This is a genomic window from Sporosarcina sp. CAU 1771, assembly GCF_054482775.1.
Map to the genome: position 1 here is coordinate 56,954 of NZ_JBTLRN010000008.1, position 26,714 is coordinate 83,667.

Annotated in this window: 26 protein-coding genes; 5 read left to right on the plus strand and 21 right to left on the minus strand. The window is 39.9% G+C overall.

Annotated features, from left to right (window positions below; all coding sequences use genetic code 11):
• Positions 1–198, minus strand: a complete 198-nt coding sequence (locus tag ACXYMX_RS08145; protein WP_459043753.1) for a hypothetical protein — start codon at positions 196–198, stop codon at positions 1–3.
• A gap of 337 nt (positions 199–535) precedes the next feature.
• Positions 536–1,243: a DsbA family oxidoreductase gene (locus tag ACXYMX_RS08150; protein ID WP_459043754.1), complete on the minus strand. Its 708-nt coding sequence runs from the start codon at positions 1,241–1,243 to the stop codon at positions 536–538.
• A 104-nt stretch (positions 1,244–1,347) separates the two neighbouring features.
• Here ACXYMX_RS08150 and ACXYMX_RS08155 point away from each other — a divergent pair, with 104 nt between their 5' ends.
• Entirely contained in the window at positions 1,348–2,721 is a 1,374-nt protein-coding gene (locus tag ACXYMX_RS08155) for an FAD-dependent oxidoreductase (RefSeq protein ID WP_459043755.1), read from the plus strand.
• 122 nt (positions 2,722–2,843) lie between these two features.
• On the opposite strand, the gene ACXYMX_RS08160 is transcribed toward ACXYMX_RS08155, so the two are convergent.
• Both ACXYMX_RS08160 and ACXYMX_RS08165 read right to left on the minus strand, forming a co-directional pair.
• Positions 2,844–3,770 carry a manganese-dependent inorganic pyrophosphatase gene (locus ACXYMX_RS08160; protein WP_459043756.1) on the minus strand — a complete coding sequence of 309 codons (927 nt, stop codon included), beginning with the start codon at positions 3,768–3,770 and terminating at the stop codon, positions 2,844–2,846.
• A 215-nt stretch (positions 3,771–3,985) separates the two neighbouring features.
• Positions 3,986–4,444: an Rrf2 family transcriptional regulator gene (locus ACXYMX_RS08165; RefSeq protein WP_459043757.1), complete on the minus strand. Its 459-nt coding sequence runs from the start codon at positions 4,442–4,444 to the stop codon at positions 3,986–3,988.
• A 163-nt stretch (positions 4,445–4,607) separates the two neighbouring features.
• Between ACXYMX_RS08165 and hmpA the strand changes: the two genes are divergently transcribed.
• Positions 4,608–5,795, plus strand: coding sequence for an NO-inducible flavohemoprotein (hmpA, locus tag ACXYMX_RS08170; protein ID WP_459043758.1), 1,188 nt, complete (start codon positions 4,608–4,610; stop codon positions 5,793–5,795).
• A gap of 20 nt (positions 5,796–5,815) precedes the next feature.
• On the opposite strand, the gene ACXYMX_RS08175 is transcribed toward hmpA, so the two are convergent.
• The 14 genes from ACXYMX_RS08175 to ACXYMX_RS08240 form a co-directional block, all read right to left on the minus strand.
• On the minus strand, positions 5,816–6,613 hold the full coding sequence (locus ACXYMX_RS08175; RefSeq protein WP_459043759.1) for an alpha/beta fold hydrolase: 798 nt from the start codon (positions 6,611–6,613) through the stop codon (positions 5,816–5,818).
• A gap of 161 nt (positions 6,614–6,774) precedes the next feature.
• Positions 6,775–7,827: a YkvI family membrane protein gene (locus ACXYMX_RS08180; protein WP_459043760.1), complete on the minus strand. Its 1,053-nt coding sequence runs from the start codon at positions 7,825–7,827 to the stop codon at positions 6,775–6,777.
• Positions 7,828–7,882: 55 nt separating this feature from the next.
• Positions 7,883–8,473 carry a DNA-3-methyladenine glycosylase gene (locus ACXYMX_RS08185; RefSeq protein WP_459043761.1) on the minus strand — a complete coding sequence of 197 codons (591 nt, stop codon included), beginning with the start codon at positions 8,471–8,473 and terminating at the stop codon, positions 7,883–7,885.
• A 109-nt stretch (positions 8,474–8,582) separates the two neighbouring features.
• Positions 8,583–9,473: a glycine betaine ABC transporter substrate-binding protein gene (locus tag ACXYMX_RS08190; RefSeq protein WP_459043762.1), complete on the minus strand. Its 891-nt coding sequence runs from the start codon at positions 9,471–9,473 to the stop codon at positions 8,583–8,585.
• Between the two features lie 12 nt (positions 9,474–9,485).
• The gene (locus ACXYMX_RS08195) at positions 9,486–10,127 is read right to left on the minus strand and encodes an ABC transporter permease (protein WP_459043763.1); all 642 of its coding nucleotides are present in this window, start codon (positions 10,125–10,127) and stop codon (positions 9,486–9,488) included.
• The gene (locus tag ACXYMX_RS08200) at positions 10,124–11,095 is read right to left on the minus strand and encodes an ABC transporter ATP-binding protein (protein WP_459043764.1); all 972 of its coding nucleotides are present in this window, start codon (positions 11,093–11,095) and stop codon (positions 10,124–10,126) included. Before ACXYMX_RS08200 ends, ACXYMX_RS08195 begins: the two co-directional genes overlap by 4 nt.
• Before the next feature lie 18 nt (positions 11,096–11,113).
• Positions 11,114–12,847, minus strand: coding sequence for an ABC transporter ATP-binding protein (locus ACXYMX_RS08205; RefSeq protein ID WP_459043765.1), 1,734 nt, complete (start codon positions 12,845–12,847; stop codon positions 11,114–11,116).
• Between the two features lie 40 nt (positions 12,848–12,887).
• On the minus strand, positions 12,888–13,532 hold the full coding sequence (locus ACXYMX_RS08210) for a uracil-DNA glycosylase (protein WP_459043766.1): 645 nt from the start codon (positions 13,530–13,532) through the stop codon (positions 12,888–12,890).
• A 38-nt stretch (positions 13,533–13,570) separates the two neighbouring features.
• A complete protein-coding gene (locus ACXYMX_RS08215; RefSeq protein ID WP_459043767.1) occupies positions 13,571–13,918 on the minus strand; it encodes a DUF6054 family protein in 348 nt (115 codons plus the stop codon).
• A gap of 170 nt (positions 13,919–14,088) precedes the next feature.
• A complete protein-coding gene (locus ACXYMX_RS08220; RefSeq protein WP_459043807.1) occupies positions 14,089–15,231 on the minus strand; it encodes an MFS transporter in 1,143 nt (380 codons plus the stop codon).
• Between the two features lie 197 nt (positions 15,232–15,428).
• On the minus strand, positions 15,429–16,430 hold the full coding sequence (locus ACXYMX_RS08225) for a siderophore ABC transporter substrate-binding protein (protein WP_459043768.1): 1,002 nt from the start codon (positions 16,428–16,430) through the stop codon (positions 15,429–15,431).
• Between the two features lie 20 nt (positions 16,431–16,450).
• Entirely contained in the window at positions 16,451–17,212 is a 762-nt protein-coding gene (locus tag ACXYMX_RS08230) for an iron ABC transporter ATP-binding protein (RefSeq protein WP_459043769.1), read from the minus strand.
• The gene (locus tag ACXYMX_RS08235) at positions 17,209–18,159 is read right to left on the minus strand and encodes an iron chelate uptake ABC transporter family permease subunit (RefSeq protein ID WP_459043770.1); all 951 of its coding nucleotides are present in this window, start codon (positions 18,157–18,159) and stop codon (positions 17,209–17,211) included. Before ACXYMX_RS08235 ends, ACXYMX_RS08230 begins: the two co-directional genes overlap by 4 nt.
• On the minus strand, positions 18,152–19,102 hold the full coding sequence (locus tag ACXYMX_RS08240) for an ABC transporter permease (protein ID WP_459043771.1): 951 nt from the start codon (positions 19,100–19,102) through the stop codon (positions 18,152–18,154). The genes ACXYMX_RS08235 and ACXYMX_RS08240 overlap by 8 nt, the downstream gene beginning before the upstream one ends.
• A gap of 298 nt (positions 19,103–19,400) precedes the next feature.
• On the opposite strand from ACXYMX_RS08240, the gene ACXYMX_RS08245 reads away from it, so the two are divergent.
• Complete coding sequence (locus tag ACXYMX_RS08245; protein WP_459043772.1) at positions 19,401–21,119, plus strand: ABC transporter ATP-binding protein; 1,719 nt, start codon at positions 19,401–19,403, stop codon at positions 21,117–21,119.
• A 501-nt stretch (positions 21,120–21,620) separates the two neighbouring features.
• Here the strand turns inward: ACXYMX_RS08245 and hflX are convergent.
• Entirely contained in the window at positions 21,621–22,892 is a 1,272-nt protein-coding gene (gene hflX, locus ACXYMX_RS08250; protein ID WP_459043773.1) for a GTPase HflX, read from the minus strand.
• 68 nt (positions 22,893–22,960) lie between these two features.
• Positions 22,961–23,647, minus strand: coding sequence for a VOC family protein (locus ACXYMX_RS08255; protein WP_459043774.1), 687 nt, complete (start codon positions 23,645–23,647; stop codon positions 22,961–22,963).
• Positions 23,648–23,767: 120 nt separating this feature from the next.
• On the opposite strand from ACXYMX_RS08255, the gene ACXYMX_RS08260 reads away from it, so the two are divergent.
• Positions 23,768–24,229 (plus strand): nucleoside deaminase, encoded by a 462-nt coding sequence (locus ACXYMX_RS08260; protein ID WP_459043775.1) that lies wholly within the window; start codon positions 23,768–23,770, stop codon positions 24,227–24,229.
• A gap of 48 nt (positions 24,230–24,277) precedes the next feature.
• On the opposite strand, the gene ACXYMX_RS08265 is transcribed toward ACXYMX_RS08260, so the two are convergent.
• Complete coding sequence (locus ACXYMX_RS08265; protein WP_459043776.1) at positions 24,278–25,840, minus strand: FMN-binding glutamate synthase family protein; 1,563 nt, start codon at positions 25,838–25,840, stop codon at positions 24,278–24,280.
• Between the two features lie 141 nt (positions 25,841–25,981).
• Here ACXYMX_RS08265 and nfsA point away from each other — a divergent pair, with 141 nt between their 5' ends.
• Positions 25,982–26,713 (plus strand): oxygen-insensitive NADPH nitroreductase, encoded by a 732-nt coding sequence (gene nfsA / locus ACXYMX_RS08270; RefSeq protein ID WP_459043777.1) that lies wholly within the window; start codon positions 25,982–25,984, stop codon positions 26,711–26,713.
• Position 26,714: the final 1 nt, after the last annotated feature.

A 26,714-nucleotide genomic window follows, 5' to 3' on the forward strand; every position in this document is an offset into this window, starting at 1 on the left:
TCATAGGCCATCTAAAATAGCTCTGTTGATAGTGGATAAAGAATTTGTACACTCTTTTTCAAGTGGAGTGGAAGGCATGAATAATCTCGCTTCGTCAACGTTTTTTAGCATAGCTAAAATAATGAACATTAATTGGTGATGGCCTCCCGTAGTAAGCCCGTCAGAAAGTTCACTGTCGGTCTTACTACTTCGGCTCACACTTGTCGCTTCTACGCTGGTTCCATTTACCTCATGGTTATTGCGGTACTAAGAGTGGAGCAATAATACGACTTGTAACACTCCTAGTGGATTGAAGTGGAAGACGGCGACTCCGGGAGGGTCAGCAGGTCAGGTGAAACAACAGCGGGTTTGTCCACCGCCTGCCCTCCGGAATGCGTCAGGGAAAGATTGAACTTTATCTTTCAGCTTTTTAGGTCTGAAACGGAAATCAACGTGTTAGATACGCTTACTCGAGCACTATTGTGTAATAAGCTTTATCAACATTATTAGTTAACATAGATACTTTATTAAGAAGTTGAATTGAGTGTACCTTTTCTCAGATTTCACACTGGTCATCGGTACATACATTTTTGGCATCGTCGCCTAAAATTTTTAATTCAGGTTGGATTCCTTCTTCTTCAGCAACTTTACGAAGTGCATCTGCAAAGGTTGCAGTTGGTTGCGCACCCGAAATTGCATACTTACGGTTAATGACAAAAAACGGAACACCTTGTACACCAACTTGTCTTGCTTCAGCGATATCCGCTTTTACTTCGGTGGCAAACGCGTCAGAGTCCATCATTTCTTTCATACTGTCCTTTGAAATTCCAGATTCTTCAGCGATGCGAGTAAGTACTTCTTCTGTACCGATTTTTTCACCATCTATAAAGTAAGCTTTCAACAATTTCTCTGTCACTTCTTCACCGACATTTTCTTGTTCTGCAAGCTTTGCAAGTCGATGTGCATCGAATGTATTTGCAGGTACCATGTTTTCAAAATCATACGTTAGTCCGACAGTTTTCGCTTGTTCAGCAACATTATCCGTCATGTTTTTCGCTTCTTTTGCACTCATGTTATATTTTGTAGCTAGTACTTCATGCATTGTTTTCTCTGTCTTTTTTGGTGTGTTTGGATCCAATTCATATGCTTTGTAAACTACCTCTATCTTATTGCTTAGTCCCGTTTCCTCTAAAGCCTCTTCTAGTCGACGCTTTCCAATATAACAAAACGGACATACATAGTCCGACCATACTTCAATTTTCATTATTTTTACCACCTTTCACTAATCTCCATATTAAATCTTATTAAAGAGGGCAACAATGTATATGCCTACTACTGCTAAGAATAATACGATATGGAGGTTTATGAATGTCTAGTTCATTATGGCTGGCTACAGCTTATTCGCGGGATGTTTACCCCGCAATAAATCAAGATATACAATGCGATGTATGTGTAATAGGTGGTGGATTGAGCGGACTCGCCACAGCCTATTTTCTCGCCAAAGAAGGAAAGGATGTTATATTGCTTGAGAAGAATAAAATACTGGCGGGTGCTACTGGGAATTCAACAGGTAAACTAACGGCACAACATGATCTAATTTACGCTCAATTACTAAAAAAGTTTGGGCATGATGATACAAAACTATATTATGAGGTCAATGAAAAGGCCGTAGAATTCGGTAAGTCTATTGCAAGCGCCGACGAACTAAAACCGGCCGACTCCATTCTTTTCTCGCAATCGAAGTATGGAACGGAATTGCTAAAGGCTGAGGCTAGTGCCTACGAGAAACTCGGTATTAAAGGTGAATTTGGAAAAAACTCTGAATTACCGATCCCAATTGATGCTACACTTACATTAAAAAATGAAAGTCAACTCCACCCTGTTCGGTTCGGACAAAAGTTAGCACAGATGGCTGTTGAAGCCGGGGCTCGTATTTATGAAGACTCCGATGTGTTGCAGATGGATTTAAAAAAGAAAATAGTGACGTTGCACTCTCATCATGAAGTACAGTTTAAAGAACTTGTTCTTTGTTCTCATTATCCAATTGAGGCACTTCGCGGACTTCAAATTATGAAGCTTTCCGTTGATCGCTCTTACATTGTTTCGGCGGAAGCCGACATCGCACTTCAAGGACAATACATTTCAGTTGATGAGCCGAAAAGATCGATTCGAACAGCACAATTCGACGACAAAACTTACTTTCTTTTGTCTGGGGAAAGTCATCAGGCAGGAGCAAAAGGCAACACAAACTTCCATTATGATCGTTTGTATAGAGATGTAAAAGACCTGTTCGGTTTAGGCGATTTCACGCACGGCTGGTCCGCACAAGATCCTCAAACACCAGATATGATTCCTTACGCTGGAATGATATCTACAGGAATGCCTTATGTTTATTTGAGTACAGGGTATCGTAAATGGGGACTTTCGAATTCAATAGCTAGCGCTCGAATTATTTGCGATCAAATTGTCGGACGAACAAATCGTGCAACCGGACTATACTCCCCTGAACGGACTGGGTTTGGTACCCTACTACTACAAGCTTTCAAAAATACGGGGCTTGTCGTCAAAGAACTCGCCTCGGGGTACACCACTCGACTGAGTTCACCAACGTGTACGCATATGGGGTGCAAAACGAGATGGAATGATGCTGAGGAGACATGGGATTGCCCTTGTCATGGGTCCCGCTTTCGTAAAGATGGTTCTGTACTCGAAGGACCTGCAACAAAACCATTGGATTTATAATTTACTACGACACCGTATTTTACGATTGGAAAAACACGACCTACTAAATTCATTAAATTGAAAGCACAATTAATAGCTATGTAAAAAGGCTGCACCTTTTGGTGTAGCCTTTTTACAATTTTTTATTTTAATGCTTCCGTCAGTACAGGAACAATTTGCTTCTTTCTTGAAACAATCCCTTTAAGCATTCCAATATTATTTTGTAGGTTTATATCGAAAGCAGCACTAGCGCGTTCCGCTTCTTTTCCGAGTGCGAGAATCGTGGAATCGTTATTCAATATATCCGTCACGACAAACAAGAACAAACTTAATTCTTTCTCTTCAATGACTTGTCCAATTAATGCTTCCAACTCAACTTGACGATCCATCACTTCTTGAACCTCTACTGCGTTCACTTGTGCAATTTCAATTTTCATTTCGCCAATTCCAAATTCCTTGGCATCTAGAGTGATTAAATCTTCAAGCGTTTTTCCACTTAAATCCGCGCCCGCTTTTAACATTTCTAGTCCGTATGTTTCTGCATCAATATCAGCAATTGCTGTCAATTCTTTTACCGCCAAACGATCTTCTTCCGTATATGTAGGCGATTTGAAAAGAAGCGAATCCGATATGAGAGCAGACAACATGAGTCCAGCAATGTCTTTAGGAATCTCGATCCCATGTTCTTTAAATAACTTATTTAGAATTGTTGCCGTACAACCAACTGGCTCCGCTCTGTAATAGAGTGGGTCATTTGTTTGGAAGTTTGCAATTCTGTGGTGATCGACGACTTCAATAATTTGTACATCGTCAATATCATCGACACTCTGTTGCTTTTCATTATGATCAACTAAAATAACATGATTTGCTTCAGGTGCTGCTTTTTCAATTAAACGAGGTGCTTCAAATCCGAAATAGTCAAGTGCATAAGCAGTCTCGCTTGTCACCGTACCTAGCCTGACAGCTTCTGCATTCATTCCTAGTTTCTTTTTTAAATATGCGTAACTAATTGCAGATGCAATTGAATCCGTATCAGGATTCTTATGGCCGAAAACCAAAACTTTATTCATGAAAAAATTCCTCCTACTGTTCTTATATCATAGTTCAGTTTATCACATATTTGGATTGATTCAATTACGCCTCGGCGTAATTGCGTCCAGATTTTGAATCGAGCGAGCTCGATAGACTCCTTTCAAAATCTGTGACATCCGCCGGAGGCTTTATCTTCTTACAGCGCGAGTCTGAACATCCACTGTAAGAAACATAAACGCATTCATCTCAACACCTACAGAGGTGGGAGTTTTCTGCTGGAAGAAGATAAAATTGCTGCAAGTCCTTCATTATTTTCAACGAAATCTGCAAGTGTATAACTGTCTAATACTTTAAAATAGGCAGCCATTGCTTCATGGAGAACCCCTTTTAATTTACAGGCGGGAGTGATGACACAGCGATTCGTTTCACAATTAAAACATTCCACAAGGTGAAAATCGTCTTCTGCTTTTCGAATGACATCACCAATATTAATTTGGTCTGGTGTCATTTTCAATCGAATTCCGCCACCTCGGCCACGGATTGTTTCGATGAACCCCATTCTTCCCAGTTCGTGTGTTACTTTCGTAAGGTGGTTTTTAGAAATCTCATAGACATCGGAAATTTCTTGGACCGTCGACAGTTTCTGTTGATCTTGAATCCCAAGATATAAAAGAACACGCAATGAGAAATCTGTATACATCGTTAGCCGCATAAAATCACCGCACTTTCTGAAGCTATTATACCTTTTGTGGCAGAAACGTGAAAGAAATGTGACTAACTTTTAAACGTTACTTAAACATGTATTTAAAATGTATCTTTAAACTCTTTTTTGATTTATGATTAATTTATACAAATACGAAAGGTTGTGCAACACTATGTTATCTCAAGAAACAATTCAAATTATCAAATCAACCGTTCCGGTTTTAGAACAACACGGAAAAACAATCACAACTACTTTCTACAAAAATATGTTCGAAGCAAACCCTGAACTATTAAATGTATTCAATCACGTGAACCAATCACAAGGACGTCAGCAAACAGCTCTTGCGAATACAGTTTACGCCGCCGCTGCGAATATCGATAATTTAGGTGCAATTTTGCCTACTGTTGTACAAATTGCACATAAACATAAATCACTCGGAATTACTCCAGAACAGTACCCAATTGTTGGTTATCATTTATTAGGCGCAATTAAGGAAGTCCTTGGAGATGCAGCAACTCCAGAAATCATTGGAGCATGGGGAGAAGCTTATGGTGTGATTGCTGATGCTTTCATCGGCATTGAAAAAGACATGTATGAAGATGCTGAAAAGCAAGACGGTGGATGGAAAACATTCAAAGAATTTATTATTACTGATAAAATCGTCGAAAGTGACGTTATTACTTCATTTTATCTAGAACCTAAAGATGGGGAGAAGCTTCCTTCTTATAAACCAGGTCAATACATCACGGTTCGATTAGATATTCCCGGTGAAGAATATACGCTCAACAGACAATACAGTTTGTCTCAAGCAGAAAACGGAAAGTGCTACAGAATTTCAGTAAAACGAGAAGATGAATTTAATCCGAACGGAAAAGTTTCGGTTTACCTTCATAATCACTTGAATATCGGAGATAGCCTTGAAGTCAGCGTTCCCGCGGGTGATTTCTACTTAGATACTGACGGTGCAAATCCGGTTACGTTAATAAGCGGAGGTGTTGGGATCACACCTATGATGAGCATGTATGAAACGATTGCCAAGAATACACCCGAACGACCTGTTGCATTCTTACATTCGGCCCGTACGCGTCAGCACCAGGCGTTCAATGATCGTGTTCACAAGCTACATGAAACTATGTCTGCTTCAAGTTATTCCGTACTCTATTCTGAAGAGGGTGACGGATTCATAACACGTGAATTTCTTGCTTCAAATGTACTAACTGACAGCGATATATACGTATGTGGCCCAACACCTTTCATGCAATCCGTAATTAAGGATCTTTATGCAATTGGCATTCCAACCGAAAGAGTACACTTTGAATTTTTCGGACCAGCTGTTCAACTCGACCTTGTTGAAGTTTAATTAAACACAAAAAAACGTCATCACATTTGGATGACGTTTTTTTGCTGTTCGACTTTTGCAATATAGTCGATCGATAATCGATTAAAAACATCCGGTTGGTCAATGTTACAAACATGTCCAGAATCTTTTATAGAAATATACTCAAAGTCGTTATTCAGCCGAACCACTTCTTTAACTGGAGCTGAAAATAAATAATCTTGCTCGCCCATTAGAAAAAGTGTTGGAATTGCAGTGGTTGAAACTTGGAGACGTGTTAAGTAGGGATTGATTAGTTTCGTGAGGGAAAACCATTTAATGAATTCCTTCTGACTCATCAGTTTTGCCTGATTGACAAACGCCATACGTGATTCCTCATGGGATTTACGCGGCATTAATATATAAGCAAATAATTTATAGAGCAACATATAAGGTACAAATTTTTTCGATACGCGCGCAACCATCATTAAAAATTTCGTTCGAAAGTCAAAACGAATAATTGCACCGCCAAGAATTAATGATTTCACACGGTCTGGATGATTGTCTGCCATCGTCTGTGCAACAATGGTACCAAGTGACATGCCAATAACATGTGATTCTTGAATACCAACCTTGTCCATAACATCGACAACTTCTTTTGCTACTTCAGTAAATGTATCATCTTCCTCCCAAAGTCCACGCTCTGATTTCCCGTGACCTCGAAGATCGACAAGTAGTATATTATGTTCTTTCCTGAATTCTCGAATTTGTTTAAACCAAGTAGAAGAGCTGCCTCCCGCCCCATGGACAAACGTTACCCACGGAGATTCTGGTCCAAGCTCGTAAGTTCTATAGTGAAGCAATATGTTCATCCCTCCTTCTAGGCTATCTATATTAAACCACCTTTCATAGTTCTATATCAAGCTATATGTGTAGCAAATTGCTAGTAATCAATCAAAGAGTGACAACATGCTATTTAGAAAACCTAGTTTTGAATGACCTTTTACAATCAATCTTGTTGGTTTCATTTAAAGACTTTTTGTGGAGGTTTTATCGAGGCGAAAACTAATGTTACGACTAAAAACAATCCTAGATACCCTATAATTGGATAGAATAACTCTACTAAATCAGTAAACCCTACAAAACTTGCAACAAATCCAACAACTAATGTTAGGCAGACAAATACCTTGAATTTAGTTGTACCTGTGCTCATGAATCGTGCACCAAAAGCAAAGAACATGCTGACAGCCGTATTGTAAATCATTCCAAACAAGATGAAGGACATGAGCACGCCAAGTATGGGTGATAGATCATCAACAATCTTTAACATCGGAAGGGCGTATGAAGAAACCTCATCTACTTTAGAGAAAAGTGCAAAGTGGTTTAGTAAGATTAAAATGCCGAGACCAAGTCCTCCTATAAATCCACCCCAAGACGCGATTCGTTCATCTTCCTCTGCCCCACCCATTACGAGTGCCATCGAAGCACCAACAGCAATGTTAAAGGACACGTAGTTAATTGCAGAAATGAACCAGTTTGGTAATGGGGTTTCTACAGCTAAGGCAATTGGATTAAGTAAACTAAAAGGTGTTTCCAATGTTACAAGACAATAAATCGCAACCAAAACAATCGTCAGTACGAGAAAAGGAGTAATGCTCCCAATGATGGCAACCACTCGTTCGACGTTTAACATAATCGTGACCAGTACGAGTCCTACTAGTACTAGACTGCCTATAAAAGGTTCAAGTCCAAACTGCTGATGCAAATTTGAACCCGCCCCTGCAATCATCACAACTCCGACACCAAACAATGTGAAAACGATAATGGCATCCACAATCATTCCTAAATATCGGCCACTTATTGTGTAGATAACCTCTTTATGGGATGTTGTACGCATTCGACTTCCCAAGCGTGTAAGCGTCATGCCCAAATACGCAAATAACGCTGTTGAAAGAATAGCTCCAAGCGTTCCCAAATAACCGAAACTTGTAAAATACTTTAGAATCTCTTGTCCAGATGCAAATCCAGCACCTACAATGATGCCTATAAATGCGCTTCCTATTTGTATGACTCTCATTTTATCCCCCAAATCATTTCTTTATCTTAAGGGTATTCAATGCGTCAACATTGCATTACCTATATTTTGAGACATACTCATTATACCTTTCATAAAAACGCCATGGATAGTCGACAGCTTCGCCTGAATTTCCAATACCAACGCGCGGTCCCGATTCGATTTCCTTTATTTCATCCCCTTCGGCAATAAAGAGTGGTTTTTCTGTCCAATGGTGACCGTAATATTCCATTGTAATTCCAAGGGCTTTTGTTAACTTACCAGGTCCATTTGTCCAATCTTTCATTTTCAAGTGTTCGCCGCGATTTTTTTTCATTTGCTCCAATCCTTCGATCGGTTCCGCTGCGCGAATCAAAACCGCATGTGGAGTATTTATAGGCCCACTAACGACATTCATCAGCGTATGCGTATGCATTTGATATGTATAGACAAGGCCAGGTTCTCTGAACATAACTTCTGTTCGCTTCGTTCTTCGATTGCCGAAACTATGTGCTGCTTGGTCTTCTGGTCCGTGGTAAGCTTCGGTTTCTACAATTCGAGCGACAAGCCGACCCTTTTCATGTTCATGGACAATGTACTTTCCTACTAAACTTTTTGCAAGCTCTAAAACTGGCGCTTCAAAAAATGATTGATCTATCGGTTGATACATAGGAATCCGCCTCCGTTTCTATTCCATTCTTCCCTTTATTTCAATAAAATCATACAGAATATGCGGGGAAATCAAAAGAATTCCTACAGGGTGTGTAGGAATCCTCTTTTCACTTCTGTATTAATCCTTTTTCAATAAGGAAATCTCTAGCAACATCTTCTGGTTTGTCTTTATCTAAATCTACGCGAGCATTCATTTTCAACATGTCTTCTTCCGTAATTTTACCTGCAAGACTGTTCAAGGTCTTTTCTAAATCAGGAAACTTTTTTAACGTTTCTTGACGAACAACAGGCGCAGCATCATATTTCGGGAAAAATCCCTTATCGTCTTTCGTAGTAGACATCTCAAATAACTGAATACGACTATCGGTTGTAAACGCTGGTATAACATCTACATCTCCATTTTTTACAGCCTCATACATTACATTGGGATCTAAACTCTTTGTATCTTTAAAATCGAAGGGATATACAGTGACTAAATCATCAAAACCGTCCCCTTGGCGTTCATAAAATGCATGGGGTGCACCGAATACTAATTCGCGTTCGGATGAAATCGTTACAAGATCCGAATATGTAGAAGCTTCGAAGTCACTTCCACTCAGATACGCTAATGTATAGCCATTTTCAAATCCTAGAGGCTCAAGCCATGTAACTTCAAATTCTTCTTCATATCCTTTTTTAACACGCTCAAATACACTTTCTGAGCTTTCACCTGGTTCTGACTCCTCTTTCAACACATCTTTAAGGCCTGTCCCTGTATATTCTACATACAAATCGATGTCGCCTTTTTCAATAGCAGGAGTCATAATGGCTACTTCACCTAGACCATCCTTATAACTCACTTTATAATCCGTATTTGCTTCAATATATTGACCTAATACATGAGGCAATATGAATTGTTCCGTCCAAGGCTTACCACTAATGACAATTTCATCTTTTCCTCCACATGCGGCAAGCAATAACCCTGTCGAAATGAGAAGTAAAGCTAATTTTTTCTTCAAATGAAATACCCCCTAGTTTTGTTTGTACCCTTTTGGTGTTACTTTCTTCTCTACCCTCTTTAAGATAAAGTCAAAACCAATTGCAAGGAGAGCAACAGGAATTGCTCCTGCGAGCACAAGTGAATTGTTATACGATTGCAACCCTCGGTAAATCACATCCCCTAGACCACCTGCCCCTACAAATGTGGCAAGAGTCGCAATTCCTACCGTTAAGACAGTAGCCGTTCGAATCCCCGCCATGATCACGGGTAAAGCAATTGGAAATTCAATTTTTTTCAATATTTGATTGGGCGTCATTCCCATTCCGCGCCCCGCATCGATAATGGACTCATCTACACCTGTCAATCCGGCATATGTATTTCGAACAATCGGTAATAATGCATAAATTACGAGAGCAATAAGTGCAGTTTTCGACCCTATCCCAATCAGTGGTACTAGAAACCCGAACAACGCAAGACTTGGTATCGTTTGTAAAATAGCCGTTATTCCAATAATCGGTTCAGAAAAGCGTCGATACCTCGCAACTAGAATGCCAAGTGGTAGAGCAATGAGTAGACCAATTGCAAGTGCAACAAATGAAAGATAAATATGTTCAAGTAAAGCGCCTAATACCAAATCTGACCGACTGCTAACCGTTTCAATAAAATTTTTCATAGTGATTGCCCCACCTTTCGTTCCAGCATTGCTGCCTGCAATAAAGAGTGGTGCCCTATGTATCCTAATATTTCCCCATCTTTTTTAATCTCAAGTCGGCTCATTGGATTCTTATCAAGAATCGAGATGGCCGCATCTACTTCAGCAGTCGATTCTATTTCCACTACTTCACCGTTCCAGAATTCATCGTAAAACCGTTCAAATTCCACCAGCTTTCTGCGTCCAAAATCACGTTGTCTTTCAATACGCTCCATGCCAATAAAATCACGCACAAAATCATTTACTTGATGTTCGATTAGTGCTTTTGGCGTCGCCATTTGTTCGATTTTTCCGTCTCTCATAATAATAATTTCGTCTGCAATTTTTAGTGCTTCGTCCATATCATGTGTAACAAAAACAATTGTTTTCTTAATTTTTGTTTGCAACTTCTTCAATTCCCCTTGCAATTGTTCCCTACTAATTGGATCGAGTGCTGAAAATGGCTCATCCATTAAAATGATTTCGGGATTACTAGCAAGCGCTCGACTTACTCCAACGCGTTGTTGCTGTCCACCTGATAATTCAAATGGATACCGCTGTTTAAAAATAGTAGGCTCTAAATCTACCAATCTCAGAAGTTCATCAACGCGGCTATCCGTTCTTTCTTTTTCCCAGCCCAGAAGTTCAGGAACCAATCCGATATTATCGCGAATTGTCATATGTGGAATAAGGCCAATGCGTTGGATTACATAACCAATTGAACGTCTTAATTCGACTTCATCTTTTTCAGATATTGGCTGTTCATCAATCGTTATTTCTCCACTTGTTGGAACTTCCAGTCGATTAATCATTCGCATTAGGGTAGTCTTTCCGCAACCACTCGGTCCAATAATTGCAGTCAATTTATGAGCTGGTATTGTCACAGATATACCTTTTAATGCCTCAGTACCATCTTGAAATTCTTTTCTCACATTGTCAAATCGAATCATATCTCCTCACCCCTTCCTTTACGATAATCCTTGACCTGATGCATATTCACTATACAATAGGTGCTTCCCCATCAATTCCGCATGTGTACCACTACCTGTAATCTTGCCTGCTTCCAACACAATGATTTGGTCCGCATCTATGACCGTTGCTAAACGGTGTGCAATTATTAACGTCGTTCTGCCTTCCATTAACCGCGCAAGCGCTTCTTGCACATGGGTTTCAGAACCACTGTCTAAGTTCGAAGTCGCTTCATCCAACAATAGAATTTTAGGATTGTAAAGAAGTGCTCTTGCAATAGCTATTCGCTGCCGCTGTCCACCCGATAACTTCATCCCTCGCTCACCTACTAAGGTGTCGAACTGATGGGACATTCCTTCGATAAATTCAAGTGCATTGGCCGCTTCAGCAGCTTTTCTCACTTCCTCCATCGTCGGCTTCAGATCTAACCCATACGCAATATTGTCAAAAATAGTTCCGCTTAGTAAGGGACTCTCTTGCGATACATATCCAATCTTCGCTCGCCAATCTGAAAGCGCCAGTTTATGAATAGGAGTCTGTCCAATAGTTATTTCCCCACTTGTTGGTTCATAAAACCTTTCCAACAAAGAAAATACCGTTGTTTTCCCTCCACCACTCGGACCTACAAAAGCTGTAACTGTTCCTTGTTGCGCTTCAAAAGTAAGATCCCTTAACACTTCTTTTCCAGATTCATATGAAAAGGACACATCATTAAACCCAATGACTCCCTCTGAAATGCTCGCTTGGCCTTCCGATTTTTCACTATCCATTTCTAATATATCTTGGATTCGTTCCGTTGCACCTACTGCTTTTTGGAATGATGTAAAAAAGGAAGCCATCTGGGCAAACGGTATGATAATTTGAAACATATAAAAGATAATTGCCACAAGGGCACCCGCTGACAATGCACCACGTGATACTTGAGAGCCTCCATAACCAAGAATAACGACTAAAATACTCATCATAATTAACGTCATCACTGGTGAAATAACAGCTTGTATTTTAGCCTCTTTCAAACCAAAACCAAACAGAGATCGAATCGCTTTGTCTCCGCGCTTCGCTTCCGTAGGTTCAGCTCCATAAGCTTTTACAAGTCGAATATCCCCAAGAACCCTGCCAAGGTGCCCGGAAAAAGAAGCCATTTCCGCTTGTGTTGCCTTTGCTACTTTGTGCATAATTCGACCAAGAGGTATGATAATCGCCATACTAATCGGAACGCTAATCAGCATGATTAAGGTCATTTTCCAATCAATAAAAAAGAGGATAATGACTGAACCAACAATAGATATTAACCCGGAGACAAATGTAACAAGGTGATTCGTCACAAGAGTTTTTAGCGTTGTTGTATCTTGTGTAATCCGGCTCATCGTTTCACCGGTTTCATTGGCATCGTAATATGGAACGGGTAGCCTAAGAACTTTATTCCACAACTTCCCTCGTAAATCAGCCACTATCGTTTCTCCAATATAGGTTAACAAGTAATAGGAAAAGCCACCTGTAATTGCTTGAACAATAAAAATAACAAATAGAAGTGCTGCTGTTTTCCAATTGAATAGCGCACTCTCTAACGTGTCTACGAGATCCTTTGTAATAAGCGGAACAATTAGTCCGGTGATTGTTTCAGCGAGCGAAAGAATCAACGCGGTAATCGTAACACCAATCGGCCACTTTAACTGTCTAATCAGTGCAAAAAAATTCTTCGTTGACTGATTCTTTTTAGTATTTGTTTCCATCCACTTCACCTTTTCCGTTTTACCTCTTAGTAAACCTTTGTTATAACTTATTCAAAATACGCCCAATCTCTAACCAATCTGCTTCAAGGGAAGGTCTATGTGAAGGGCGATAGAAAACGGACGCCGGATGAAAAGTAGGAACGATTCGATGTGTATCCTTTGTCCATTTAAAAGTCGTGTCATCTAAATTTTCTAAGTATTGAACTTGCCTTTCTAACAATTGACCATGGATTTCAGTTACCTTTACTTCTTTACCCAATAACCGTTGTAAGCCAACATTTCCTAATGTAACAATTAACTTCGGCTTAATATTCGACAGTTCATAATCGAGTACAGGTGCATGTGCGAGAATTTCCTTTTGAATCGGCGGGCGATTGTATTTGCGTTCCGTTGTCGATCCATCCCGTTCTTTTTTTGTTCCCCGCCGATAAGGACGACTTCGGACTGCACTTGAAATGTATACATCTTCTCGGGTTAGACCGATTGTTGCCAAGGACTTCATCAGTTCTTTACCAGCCCTACCGATAAATGGAATGCCATCTACAAGTTCAAATTCTCCTGGAGCTTCTCCGATTAACATCAACTCAGGGGCTTCTGGTCCTCCCCCGACTAAAAACCCTTCTACAGGGTATCCTTCGATTCTTTTCTTTCCAAGCACAACAAGTGATTCAGGAATTTGAAACATATACACACCTCCGATTTCTTCGCTCACGGTACCTAAACTTATTTAGTGTTTACGATATGATTACTTAATGCCTTTTCAACACTGCCCGCAAAGTTTGCGCTAGCACCCCAGTCGAAACGGAAAAATACGCCTTCCCCTCCACCTGATGCAACCGCATGTACTTTCGTTTCCCCGTCAAAATTATCAATTGTTACCGTTAAAGATGCACGATTACTCGACCGCATATAATACTTTTCCAAGATGAATACAAAAAATTGGTACTCATCGACAGTTCTCACATAACTATCGACAAGTGTACCCGATATGCTCCCTTGTATTACCTCATTTTTAATAATCCCCATTGCCTCTGTTGGCGATATATTTACGTTAAATTCTCTAACAGACATCTTGCATTCCCCCTTTTTATCTTTTACGAACCAATCATTGATTAAGTTTCAGGTAAATAAAAAACAACCCAATTAGAGGTACTGGTAATCACCTTCTAACTGGGTTGCCTTACTAAAAATAATTCCTATTGTGAACATAATGAAGTGCGTGAATAGAACCCAACGTTTCTTTATTCCAATTCTAACTGTTTGGTTTCGGTTCCTAAGAAAACAACCGCTAATACTCCAATAACAATCGATACACTGAAGATCCCGAAGATAACGCCAAACTCATATCCAGCAGTTAACAATGTTCCAACAAGTAGCGGTCCAAAAATCCCGCCAATTCGCCCAATTGCCGCTGCCATGCCTGCGCCAGTTGCACGAATCGACGTTGGATATTGCTCAGGAGAATAAGCATAGAGCGCTCCCCAAGCTCCTAAGTTAAAGAAGGACAACAATGCTCCAAATAATAGCAACATCGGTAATGTGTCGGCGTTGCCAAATAAATACGCACTCGTTGCTGTACCCAACATATATGTAGCGAGGACAAACTTCCTTCCCGCTCGCTCAATTAACCACGCTGCAGAAAAATAACCTGGGAGTTGAGCTAACGTCATCAACAAGACATAACCAAAGCTTTTAATCATCGTGAAACCTTTAAGTACCATGACGCTCGGCAACCAAAGGAACATCCCATAATATGAAAAAACAACCGTAAACCAAACAATCCATAACATGATTGTTCGTTTGACATACGTTCTAGATAACAAAGCTGCCATCTTTTCTAGTGTCGATTGTTTAGGTTCTCCATCTTCTATAAACTTCGGAGAATCTGGTAAGTTTCGCCTCAAATAGATTGCATAAAATGCTGGAAGTGCCGTAATGATAAGTGCAACCCTCCAGCCAAATGAGGGAATAATAAAGTAGGCAATAAGTGCAGCTAATAACCAACCTGCCGCCCAAAAGCTTTCAAGCAAAACGACAACCTTGCCGCGCTCCTTCGCATCTACACTTTCAGATACTAACGTAGATGCAACCGGTAACTCTCCGCCTAGCCCTGCACCAACAAAGAAGCGTAAAATCAAAAATGCCGTTAACGACATGGTGAACGCCGATAGCCCACTGGCAACTGAAAATAATACTAAGGTTATCATGAACACATTTTTACGACCAATTCGGTCAGCTAATAGTCCAAAGCCTAACGCACCAAAAGCCATACCAATGGAATTCACACTACCAATCCAACCCATTTGAGTCGATGTCAGATTCCACTCTACAGCGATTGCAGCGATCACAAACGAAAGGATTCCTACGTCCATCGCGTCAAACATCCAACCTGTGCCCGCAATTCCAAGTAATTTATTTCTTGATATACCCTCTTTCTTATTCCCCAATTTGTTCTACCCCTTATATGTACTTTAATGTAATTCTACCTAAGATTACTATACGCTAGACACTAAAAGGAGACAAACTTTTTTTCAATCAAAAAATCGGCCCAATAACGGACCGATTTTCTTCGTTTTTCAGATTATAATGCGGCTTCTACTTCTTTTATCATTTCTTTCATCGAAAGCAATCCGCCACCTGAAATGTACCAGTATTCCCCATTTAGATAAATCATTTTTTCGTTTTTATATGCGTCTGTTTTTTGAACAAGTTCATTTTCAAGAGACTCTTTCACACTGGATTCTACGCCAATAGCAGCGTCTCTATCAACTACGAACAAAATCCCTGGGTTTGTTGACATGATGTATTCAAACGTAATGTTTTGACCGTGCGTAGATACTTCAATTTTTTCATCTGCAGCTTTGAATCCAAATACATCATGAATGATACCGAAACGAGAACTCGGACCATAAGCACTTACTTTTCCTTCAGTTCCTAGTACAATCAAAGAATTCTCTTCAACTACTGAAGCTTTTTCATGAATGGCAGCGATTTGTACTTCAATTTCAGCGAGCTCAGATTTTACTTCGTCCTCTTTACCAAATACTTCACCAATCATTTCTAAGTTTGCCTTAAATGATTCCATATAATTCGCATTATCAATACCTACATATACAGTAGGTGCAATTTTCGAGAATTCTTCATACATATCCGCCTGACGGGCAGAAATAATAATTAGGTCCGGCTGTAAAGTATGAATCGCTTCAAAATCAGGCTCTTTAAGACTCCCCGTATTTGTATATTTGGCATCTTCATATTTTTTAAGATACTCAGGTATATTTGCTTGTGGTAAACCTACAACTTCAATTCCTAGATCTTCAAATGTATCAAGTGTACCAAAGTCAAAGACTACTACTTTTTCAGGGTTTTTATTTACCGTTACAGGTTTCTTATCAAGTTCATGCGTAATTTCTATAGTAGTAGCTTCTTCTGTCGCATCATCTTTTACTTCTTCCACTTCATCTTTTGAACTGTTTGCATCATCATTTCCTGAAGTCTCGGGTGCCGTTTCAGCTTTCCCACCACATGCCGCAAGTACAAGCATTAGAGCAAACATCATCATTACTATTGAAATTTTCTTCATCATAACCATCCTTTTTATTTTTAAGAGTTGAAATACATACAGATATTGCAATTGTTTATTTTCTTAATTGGGATGTCCATATCGTAAATTTGCTTTAATGCATCTGAATTAATAATTTCATTTGTCGGTCCATCTTTGACGATACGACCATTTTTCAAAGCTACAATGCGGTCTGAGTACACGGAAGCAAAGTTAATATCATGAAGTACAATGACGACCGTCTTTCCAAGATCGTCAACTAGTCGTCTTAGGATTTTCATTATCTGAACAGAGTGTTTCATATCCAGGTTATTTAGTGGCTCATCAAGTAAGATGTAATCCGTATCTTGTGCAATAACCATTGCGATAAAAGCGCGCTGGCGTTGCCCACCAGATAACTCTTCGAGATACTCATGTTGCATATCCATCAACCCAACATAATCCATTGCCTGTTCGACAATTCGGATGTCTTCAGTGTTCAGCCTGCCCTTTGAATACGGAAATCGTCCAAAAGAAACAAGCTCTCGGATTGTTAACCGAACATTTATATAGTTCGCTTGCTTTAAAATCGCTACGCGTTTAGAAAACTCATTGGAATTCATCTTCTTTACATTGTCTTTATCGACGATGACTTCACCTGTATCTGAATCCATAAGGCGACTTACCATTGAAAGTAGTGTCGATTTCCCTGCACCATTCGGGCCGATAAAAGAAGTAATTTTTCCTCGGTAGATGTTCACGTTCACTTTTTCAACGACCGCTTTTTTACCATAAAACTTCGATAATTCGCGAACCTGAATCATGTGGATCGACTCTCCTTTAATAATAAGTAAATAAAGTAAATGCCACCGACAAAATTGACTATAACACTAAGCGTCGTAGAGAAAGTAAAGACTCGTTCCACGACCCACTGTCCACCGACTAAAGCAACAACACTCATTAACGAAGCTCCTACGATGAGAACCGAGTGTTTATATGTTTTAAAGAATTGATAAGACAAGTTTGCAACAATGAGTCCAAAAAAAGTGATCGGACCAACAAGCGCTGTAGATACTGCAATTAAAATTGAAGACAAAATCAATATTTTCTTAACGACTTTATCATAAGATACGCCCAAGTTAATGGCAGTGTCCCTACCAAGTGAGAGTACATCCAAATCATTTAACGATTTCCAACCAACAATTAACGTTACCCCGACGATACCAAGTGCCCACCATACGAGTTCACCATTGACATTGTTAAAACTTGCGAACATTTTATCTTGAACCATCATAAATTCATTCGGGTCAATAAGTACTTGTAAAAAGGTTGAAATACTTCCGAAAAATGTACCTACGATGATCCCAACGAGAAGTAAAAAATAAATCGGTTGTTTCCCGCCTTTGAATAAAAAACGATAGAGAAGCAATGCGAAAATAATCATCGCAGCGACCGATAATATGAAATTGACTTGTTTATTCATCAATGTAACGTGGTTTGAACCTAATGCAAAAATAAGTACTGTCTGTAACAATAAGTAAAGTGAATCCAATCCCATAATACTCGGTGTCAAAATCCGATTATGCGTAATCGTTTGGAAAATAACCGTCGAGTAAGCAATCGCAACTCCAGTAATGACCATAGCAAGCACTTTTATCGCTCGACGTGGTAATGCGTAATCGAAACTGCCATTCAAACCTTGGAACAAATACAATACGCAGAGAAAAACTGAAATCCCAGTCAATATGTAAAGCTTAGTGGTGTTACGCATAGGCCTTCCTCCTAAACAACAAATATAGGAAGATTCCGCTACCGATAACGCCGACCATTAGACTTATCGAGATTTCGTAAGGATAAATGAGCACTCTACCTAAAATATCACATATTAAGAGGAATATTGCCCCGAGTAATGCGGTATGTGGCAATGTTTTCTCTAAGTGATCACCTTTAAAGATGGATACAATATTTGGGATGATTAACCCTAAGAAAGGAATCATACCAACAGTTAAAACAACGGACGTCGTCAGAAGTGCAACGAGTATGAGTCCCACATTAACGACTCGCTTATAAGCAAGTCCAAGATTTTTTGAGAAGTCTTCTCCCATTCCTGCAACTGTAAATCGATTTGCGTAAAGATAAGAAATGAGTAAAATTGGGATACTTAAGTAAAGAAGTTCATATCTGCCCTTCATTATCATCGAAAAATCACCTTGCAACCAGGACGACATGTTTTGGATGACATTTGCTTTGTAAGCAAAAAATGTCGTGATTGATGATAAAATACTTCCATACATGAGTCCAACTAGCGGAATAAAAATCGCATCCTTGAACTTAATCCGGTTGAGTATTTGCATAAATAATAGCGTGCCGGCTAGCGCAAATACAAATGCAACAATCATCTTCTCGATTGTCGATGCGCTTGCAAATAAAAGCATCGAAACAAGAATTCCTAGCCTTGTTGCGTCAAGTGTTCCTGCTGTTGTCGGCGAAACAAATTTATTCCGGCTCAACTGTTGCATAATAAGACCTGCTATACTCATTCCGGCTCCTGCGAGTAAAATGGCAACAAGTCGTGGTACGCGGCTGATTAAGAAAACTTCAGTTTCCTCCGATTTAAAATCAAGCAGGTCCAACGGTGAAATATTGCTCACTCCTACAAATAACGAAAGGAGTGAAAGGATGATAAGTGCGACAAATAAGTAACGTTTCTTCATTGGAATCCCCGTTGTCATTTATTTAAATCTAATTGAGAATCTCGTACTGAAAACTATTATCAATTAGACTCAATGTTTATTATAGCACGCTGTATAGCACTGTCAACATATAACTGAAAATGATTCTCAATTGGATTCACATTGTTGAATAGCTGTCAAATCTCCATTCATTCACGAAAACCTCCACAAGAATAAATCCCCATAGAGTGCCTTTTCTTGATGTATTTCTACGAAGTATCGTTTTCTCTTTCATAATTCGCTATAATTATGCTTACCAATGGAAGGAGCTCTTTTATTTATGCTTAAAAAATTCTTTTCTTACTATAAACCACATAAACGTTTGTTCATCATCGACTTTTCAAGCGCGGTCGTTGTTGCACTGCTTGAACTTGCTTTTCCATTAGCTGTTCAGTGGTTCATAGACCGACTGTTACCTAGTGGCGATTGGGGAAAAATAGTTTCTGTTAGTATCCTGCTATTAGTCATCTATATAGTAAGTACGTTTTTACAATTCATCGTCAGTTATCTTGGACACAAGCTCGGCATAAATATCGAAACCGATATGCGCCAGAAGTTGTTCAATCATGTTCAACGGCAGTCGTTCAGATTTTTTGATAATACTAAAACGGGACATATTATGAGTCGAATTACAAACGACCTCTTTGATATCGGGGAGCTGGCACATCACGGCCCTGAAGATCTGTTTATCGCAGTTATGACGCTCGTAGGGGCATTTATACTGATGTACAACATTAATCCAGAACTCGCACTCATTGCGATTGTCATGGTTCCACTTCTAATTATTTTAGTAGCATTTTGTAATGTGAAGATGAATGCAGCGTGGACAAACATGTATGGAAAAATCGCAGATGTGAATGCGCGCGTTGAAGATAGCGTTTCTGGTGTACGTGTCGTGCAGTCATTTACGAATGAGGACTTTGAAATTGAACGTTTCAAAACGGATAACGGCAACTTTAGGATTGCCAAACTTGTCGCCTATAAAGTAATGGCTTGGACCACTTCAAGCATGTATATGATGACGCGACTCATGACGCTCGTCGTACTCGTCGTAGGCGCTTGGTTTACTGTGAACGGGAAACTGACCGCTGGTGAACTTGTCGGTTTCATTTTATTTGTTAATTTGCTCATCAAACCGGTAGATAAAATCAGTGCACTTCTTGAACTATATCCAAAAGGCATGGCAGGGTTTAAACGATTTCAAGACCTAATTGATGTGATTCCTGAAATTGAAGATCGACCCGGCGCCATTGCTGTTAAACATTTAAACGGGGATATTTCCTTTAGAGATGTTCACTTTAAATACGATGACCATCAAGCTGTCCTTAGAGGGATTAATTTAACCATCCCCGCTGGTGAAACTGTTGCCTTGGTAGGTCCATCTGGCGCAGGTAAGACAACGATTTGTTCACTTATTCCACGCTTTTACGATGTGAATGAAGGTTCGATTTCTATTGATGGACTCGATATACGTGAAATGACAACGCAATCTCTACGTGCCCAAATCGGTATCGTTCAACAAGACGTTTTTCTTTTCACTGGTACGATTCGGGAAAACATCGCATACGGAAATCACGATGCGTCTGATGAAGATATTTATCAAGCTGCTAAAAAAGCGCATTTGGAAGATATGATTGACGGACTTCCACTGGGGTATGAAACGCAGATTGGAGAACGCGGGCTGAAACTCTCAGGCGGACAAAAGCAACGTCTCGCAATTGCTCGTATGTTCCTTAAAAATCCTCCAATTCTCATCTTAGATGAAGCCACATCGGCTCTGGATACCGAGACTGAACGCATTATTCAACAATCCCTTGCTGAACTTGCTGAAAATCGAACGACTCTTGTCATAGCACACCGACTTGCAACCATACGTGATGCAGACCGCATCCTTGTAGTAACCGAAGAAGGTATTGCCGAAGACGGTAAGTATGCAGAACTTGTAACTAAAGGCGGGCATTTCGCTCGGTTGCATAACATCCAATTTCAAGAAGTTTAAGTTCTTTCTATAAAATAGGCTCTGTTAAATAACTCTTTTGATAGTTGTTGAATTATTTGTGCACTCCTTGAATAGTGGAGTGGAAGGTGTGAAAATATCGCTTCGGCGCTTGGTGATGGCCTCCCGTAGTAAGCCCGTCAGAAAGTTCACTGTCGGTCTTACTACTTCGGCTCACACTTGTCGCTTCTGCGCTAGTTCGATTTACTTTATGGTTATTGCATTACTAAGAGTGGAGCAATAATACGACTTGTACACTTCTAGTTGATTGAAGTGGAAGACTTCGACTCCGGGAGGACAGCGGGTCAGGTGAAACAACAGCGGGTTGGTCCACCGCCTGCCCTCCGGAACGCGTCAGGGAAAGATTGCACTTCATCTTTCCAATCTTCGGGTTTGAAACGGAAATCAACAGCACTATTGTGTAATAAGTTTTATCAAAATTATTATTTAACATAGCTTTAAAATAAAAATCTGGCCAATGTGAATATCACATCGGCCAGTTTTTTAATAACTAATAATAAATTCTTCGAAACGTTCGCGATCCCACAATAGCATTTCTACTGTCATGAACGTTCCTTCTTCTTCATACGTTGTTTCTTTCACATTGCTTTTTTCATTCAAATAAGAAACCACATCTCCACGATCGAATGGAACGAGTAATTTGCACGTCACATATTTATTGAATATATGACTCTTTATTAACTCCACCAGTTCATCTAGTCCAATTCCTTCTTTCGCGGATAACCAAATGTTATCATCACTTACTTTTGGATAGTGCACATCCGAAAGGTCCGCTTTATTAAAAATATTAATCGTAGGGATGTTTTCAACGCCAACAACTTTCAATGTTTTGTTTGTTACGTCCATCATGAATTGATGTTCAGGATGCGATACATCTACTACTTGTAAAAGAAGATCCGCATTACGTGCCTCTTCCAACGTTGACCTAAATGCCTTCACTAGATGAGTAGGCAACTTACCAACAAAACCAACCGTATCTGTAAGCAGAAACTCTTTGTTGTCCGGTAGCTTTACCCGGCGCACAGATGTATCGATTGTGGCAAACAGCATATCTTTTTCAAATACTTGTTTTGTATCTTCTGCATTCATCTTTTTCAACAGTTCGTTCATAAGCGTGGATTTCCCAGCATTTGTGTAACCAACAATTGACACGACTGGTGTGCCACTTCTCTTCCTTTGTTTACGCTGAGTTTCACGTTGGTCTTGCACACTTTCAAGGTCTCTTTTCAATTTTGCGATTTGGTCTTCGATGATTCTACGATCCAGCTCAAGTTTTGTTTCACCGGCACCTTTGTTTTGAAAGCCACCACCGGTTCCGCCCCCTTGTCTTCCAAGAGATGCACGTAACCCTATTAAGCGCGGCAACATATATTGAAGTTGGGCAAGGTCAACTTGCATTCGAGCTTCTTTTGTTTTTGCTCGCCGTTGAAATATATCAAGGATAAGCATCGTTCGATCGATTACTTTGCATTCCAATCCATTCTCTAAGTTTCGAATTTGAGATGGGGATAACTCATCATTGAAAATGACTAAATTCGCATCCGCTTCATCAAAACAACTTTTAATTTCCCCGATTTTCCCTGTCCCGACATAATGAGAAGGGTTTCTTCGTTCCAGGTTTTGCACAACCTCTCCAACAACTTCAACATCAATTGCCTGAGCAAGGTTTTTTAACTCTTCCATTGAATACTCAAAATGATCATCGGTTTGAATATTCACCCCGACTATTATTGCACGTTCAACTAATAAATCCATAAACGAACTCCCCCAACTACCAAAGTGGCTTGATTTTATCATATGCGTGATGTTACAACAAAAGAGTGCTACTCAATAGCTTGTTCGATTAACACCTCTGTCAGTCTTTCTTTGCCTTTTTTCTTTCTAAAAGTTAACGTCACATTCTCTAGCTGCAGCTGGGAATCGGCGGTGTCTATTGCGAGTAAATTCGACCAAGCCGAAACGGACTCCAGTGGATCATTCACGTTAAATATACATTCTTTAATTTCAAGTAGTGAACTTGTAGAGGTAATCGTCCCATCTGCACGTAGTTTTTCTAACCGTTGCTCTTCTGTTTCTTCCCATTCGATAAAGAATGGCATGGGTAACTGATCAGAAACTCGTTGCTCTACGAATACCATTTTCCATTTACGTACTTCCCCACTTGTTGTTTTTCGTTCTGCTGGCAACACACCTGAAGTAAGGAATCCTTTTTCGATTAAGCTGTTGTTAAACTCATCTATATTATTTACCGACAAGCAAATCGTTCCCCATCCTTCAACGTCGTACAACAATTGTTCCGTGAGTGGGTGTTTCGCATTTTCAGCAATCTCTTTACGTTCAATCGAGAGCCATTCCAGGTACGCATTTTTCACATACATAAGTGCGTTGTATGTACCCCATTGTACATGACTCCCACCAACAACTGCATGACGGCCGACTTGTTCTTGCTCATTTACCACTTCTGCAGGAGATTTCTTAGTGAAATAGACAACATGATCTAGTTTTATCATAACCAAGCCCTCTTTCCTAACGTTCAATATGTAGTATGATAAGTAAAGACAAACATTCTTCTATCTTTTCCCCGAAATTTCCTGGGAAATAGTTAATATTCGACAAGGAGCGTGCTAAAAGTGACTCACGAAAAATGGCTTCAACAAACTATCCAAATGGCCGTTGATAATGTAAAACAAGGTGAAGGACCTTTTGCTGCCATCGTTGTAAAAGATGGAGTTATTATTGGTCGGGGTACAAACCAAGTACTTCTTCAAACAGACCCTTCCGCACATGCAGAACTACTTGCGATTCGAGAAGCCTGCAAAGTGGTTGGTACGACAGATCTTTCCGACTGTGTTTTATATGCGAGCGGTGAACCATGCCCGATGTGCCTAGGCGCATCTTACTGGGCAAACGTAGGCGCCATCTATTATGCATGTAGCAAAACCGATGCAGCTACCGAGGCTGACTTTAACAATCCACTTCATATGTTTTTTTCGGATCAATCCCAACAGCCAGAACAACGAAAAGTTCCATTTGTTCATTTAAAAACTGAAAATTATTTGGATCCATTTACATTGTTGAATCAAAGAAAATAACCTAGAAAAGCGTATTCATTCAGCGAATACGCTTCTCTATTTTTTTAATTACGAATCAAGAGGAAAAACCCGACCTCTTTCATCCTTATAAACGATATGATGTCTTTCCAATTTCGTAGGCGAATCCACCCCTGCCGCCGCTGATACACGGAAAAGTCCTTCACGCATTGTCAGAATAAAGTTCGCAACACGGTATTTCTTTTCTTCCACAACAAGTCCTTGTTGTAATTTTTCATCTGTCGTCGCAACACCTGCAGGGCAGTCATTCGTGTGGCAACGATGCGCCATTATGCACCCGACCGAAATCATAAATCCTCTTGCCACTTGGACTAAATCCGCACCCATCGCCATCGCTATCGCAGCCTTATCTGGTGTTGTAATTTTACCAGATGCAATAACTTTCACCCTGTCACGCACCTCATACTTTCTAAGTGCATCTTCAAGCAACAAAAGTGATGAGTGAAGTGGTAATCCAACACTATCTGCAAGGTCTTGATACGTGGCTCCGGATCCACCTTCTGCACCGTCTAGCGATATAAAATCAGGACCTTTTCCGGATTCCAGCATGAAAGAAGCAAGTTCTTCCGCATCCTGTTTTCCACCAATTACGATTTTCATGCCAACTGGTTTTCCAGAGTGATTTCGAATCTTTTCAATGAATTCAAAAAGGGTTGGATAATCTTCAAATTGATGAAAACGATTTGGACTATTGATTGAAGTGTACGGCACTACGTTTCGAATTGCGGCGATTTCTTCTGTAACTTTTGCACCTTCAACGTGACCGCCACGCATCTTCGCTCCTTGCGCCAACTTTATTTCAAATGCTTTTACTTTAGGCATCTCTGCTTTTTCTTTAAGAAGATCCCAACTAAACTCGCCATCCTTCGTTCGAAAGCCAAAAAGTCCGGAACCTATTTGGGCAATGATGTCTGTATCACCGGCTAAATGATGGTCTGACAATCCACCTTCTCCAGTATTCATCCAAGAGCCTTTAGCCATTCCAATCCCCTTTGACAAAGCAGTGATTGCATTCTTTCCAAGTGCACCGTAACTCATCCCAGACTGACCGACCATGCTGCGCACATGAAACGGATGCTCACAGTTTGGTCCGATTACAATTGCATCTTCTTCAGGCAATAACCAAGGAAGCGCTGGAACTTCCTCACGATGCTCTTTTCTCGCGAATAAATTATCTGCATCCACTACATAACGCATTGTGTTGACCAACGTCTCGTTATCAACACGCATTTCTTCATTTTGTTTCGTAAACATTGCGTTTCGGATGTAGTAACCCGCTTCTTGAAAGTCCCGTTTTGACCCAAAACCAATAACACTATTTAAATACTTCCCAGGAAGTACCATATGTAAATATTCTTCGCGGTTAAACGGCTCTCCATCATTGTCGTCATCAAATAAGTATTGTCTGAGTTCCGGTCCCGTTTTCTCTAGTACATATCTCATCCGACCTAAGATTGGATAGTTCCTTAAAATCGCATGTTGCTTTTGCTTTTTATCATAAACATAAAGAAAAATTGCGACTCCAATCGGAACAACTACTAAAAAGATAATTAAAAGCGCCGTCGTTATCGATATACTTTCAATCCAGACCATACTTCCACACCTTTCCAAGCTTTATTAATAGTTTAACATGAATCAAGTCTGTTATTCTTATATTATCAAACAATTTAGTAATTATATGAATGCACAAGAAAAGTATTGAAACAACAATGTTTTTTAAAAGGAGAATGATGTATGGTCATTGAACTGTTAACTTCACACGCTTCCGTAAGAAAATATAAGGATTTCACCTTGCCTAAAGAAGAAGTCCTTGAACTTGTTAGAGCAGGTCAGCATGCGGCTAGTTCCCATTTTGTACAAGCTTATTCAGTTATTCACGTAACCGATCCAGAAAAAAGGAAGCAGCTTGCCGAACTTTCAAAAAACCCAAAACAAATTTTGGGTGGCGGTGCCGTTTTAGTTTTCTGTATGGATTATTACCGCTTGAAAAAAGCAGCTAATTTAATCGGAAAAGAGATAAATTTCTCTGTAGCTGAAAATGTACTCGTCGGTGCTACCGATGTAGCATTGTTCGCCCAGAATGTCGCGATAGCAGCTAGATCTAAAGGATACGGTATTTGTTATATCGGTGGCGTTCGCAATGCACCTAGTGAAATTAGTGAATTGCTCGGTCTTCCAGTAGGTGTTGCCCCCATGTACGCAATGACCATTGGAGTTCCAGACGAAGCAAATGAAGTAAAACCAAGGCTTCCCGTAGAAGCAATACTTCATGAAAATAGCTATGATGGAGAACGATACAATACCGTCATTCCTACTTATGATCAAACATTGCAGAAGTACTATGCAGACCGGGGTTCAAACCAAAAAGACACAACGTGGTCCGAAAATATGGCTGACTTTTTAGCAGAGCCTAGACGGGGACATATGAAAGAATTTATGAACAAAAAAGGATTTGAATTTAATTAAG

Excerpts from the sequence above, each read along its gene's own strand:
- ACXYMX_RS08200 (WP_459043764.1), bottom strand. The coding sequence starts at position 11,095 with ATGATTCGATTTGACAATGTGAGAAAAGAATTTCAAGATGGTACTGAG.
- ACXYMX_RS08230 (WP_459043769.1), bottom strand. The coding sequence starts at position 17,212 with ATGATTCAGGTTCGCGAATTATCGAAGTTTTATGGTAAAAAAGCGGTC.
- ACXYMX_RS08195 (WP_459043763.1), bottom strand. The coding sequence starts at position 10,127 with ATGAAAAATTTTATTGAAACGGTTAGCAGTCGGTCAGATTTGGTATTA.
- nfsA (WP_459043777.1), top strand. The coding sequence starts at position 25,982 with ATGGTCATTGAACTGTTAACTTCACACGCTTCCGTAAGAAAATATAAG.
- ACXYMX_RS08205 (WP_459043765.1), bottom strand. The coding sequence starts at position 12,847 with ATGGAAACAAATACTAAAAAGAATCAGTCAACGAAGAATTTTTTTGCA.
- ACXYMX_RS08180 (WP_459043760.1), bottom strand. The coding sequence starts at position 7,827 with ATGAGAGTCATACAAATAGGAAGCGCATTTATAGGCATCATTGTAGGT.
- ACXYMX_RS08245 (WP_459043772.1), top strand. The coding sequence starts at position 19,401 with ATGCTTAAAAAATTCTTTTCTTACTATAAACCACATAAACGTTTGTTC.
- ACXYMX_RS08255 (WP_459043774.1), bottom strand. The coding sequence starts at position 23,647 with ATGATAAAACTAGATCATGTTGTCTATTTCACTAAGAAATCTCCTGCA.
- ACXYMX_RS08185 (WP_459043761.1), bottom strand. The coding sequence starts at position 8,473 with ATGTATCAACCGATAGATCAATCATTTTTTGAAGCGCCAGTTTTAGAG.
- ACXYMX_RS08165 (WP_459043757.1), bottom strand. The coding sequence starts at position 4,444 with ATGCGGCTAACGATGTATACAGATTTCTCATTGCGTGTTCTTTTATAT.
- ACXYMX_RS08210 (WP_459043766.1), bottom strand. The coding sequence starts at position 13,532 with ATGTTTCAAATTCCTGAATCACTTGTTGTGCTTGGAAAGAAAAGAATC.
- ACXYMX_RS08155 (WP_459043755.1), top strand. The coding sequence starts at position 1,348 with ATGTCTAGTTCATTATGGCTGGCTACAGCTTATTCGCGGGATGTTTAC.
- ACXYMX_RS08240 (WP_459043771.1), bottom strand. The coding sequence starts at position 19,102 with ATGAAGAAACGTTACTTATTTGTCGCACTTATCATCCTTTCACTCCTT.
- ACXYMX_RS08265 (WP_459043776.1), bottom strand. The coding sequence starts at position 25,840 with ATGGTCTGGATTGAAAGTATATCGATAACGACGGCGCTTTTAATTATC.
- hflX (WP_459043773.1), bottom strand. The coding sequence starts at position 22,892 with ATGGATTTATTAGTTGAACGTGCAATAATAGTCGGGGTGAATATTCAA.
- ACXYMX_RS08235 (WP_459043770.1), bottom strand. The coding sequence starts at position 18,159 with ATGCGTAACACCACTAAGCTTTACATATTGACTGGGATTTCAGTTTTT.
- ACXYMX_RS08215 (WP_459043767.1), bottom strand. The coding sequence starts at position 13,918 with ATGTCTGTTAGAGAATTTAACGTAAATATATCGCCAACAGAGGCAATG.
- ACXYMX_RS08225 (WP_459043768.1), bottom strand. The coding sequence starts at position 16,430 with ATGAAGAAAATTTCAATAGTAATGATGATGTTTGCTCTAATGCTTGTA.
- hmpA (WP_459043758.1), top strand. The coding sequence starts at position 4,608 with ATGTTATCTCAAGAAACAATTCAAATTATCAAATCAACCGTTCCGGTT.
- ACXYMX_RS08150 (WP_459043754.1), bottom strand. The coding sequence starts at position 1,243 with ATGAAAATTGAAGTATGGTCGGACTATGTATGTCCGTTTTGTTATATT.
- ACXYMX_RS08160 (WP_459043756.1), bottom strand. The coding sequence starts at position 3,770 with ATGAATAAAGTTTTGGTTTTCGGCCATAAGAATCCTGATACGGATTCA.
- ACXYMX_RS08220 (WP_459043807.1), bottom strand. The coding sequence starts at position 15,231 with ATGTTTGACGCGATGGACGTAGGAATCCTTTCGTTTGTGATCGCTGCA.